Source organism: Chryseobacterium mucoviscidosis (assembly GCF_002177115.1).
In the GTDB taxonomy this organism is placed as follows: Bacteria; Bacteroidota; Bacteroidia; order Flavobacteriales; family Weeksellaceae; genus Chryseobacterium; species Chryseobacterium mucoviscidosis.
The window spans coordinates 1-317 of record NZ_MVAG01000078.1 but is presented as its reverse complement, the minus strand read 5'-3'; the positions used below and the strand labels follow the sequence as shown (position 1 = coordinate 317).

The window sequence follows — 317 nt, the reverse complement described above, 5'->3', positions numbered from 1 at the left end:
CCTATGGTTATCATGAGCCAATTCTTGAACGCTAGGGCGGTGTTTAATTTCGCTTGCAGACTCTTTTGGTGGTTGATAATAGAGTTTGCGATTGAATGCTCGCTTTCTCTCAATCTCTGCTGTAAGAATTGTTCCAGTTTCTGCAATTCGTTCTGTACGATTTGCTCGGTATTCTCGGCTCGCTCGCTCGTTTTCTGTTGAATAGTTTTGGCTAAATCTGAAAGCGTCTGCATAAATTTCCCCTTTTAGGCGGATATTTCGCCCATTTTCGTTGGTTGGGTCTTTGATACTGATTGAATTAGGGGTAACTCTCGCCA

Annotated in this window: 1 protein-coding gene; it reads right to left on the bottom strand. The window is 42.9% G+C overall.

The window, feature by feature from the left end; translation table 11 throughout:
* Positions 1-317: hypothetical protein (locus tag B0E34_RS22705; RefSeq protein WP_503327687.1), on the bottom strand; the 317-nt coding region annotated here is incomplete at both ends.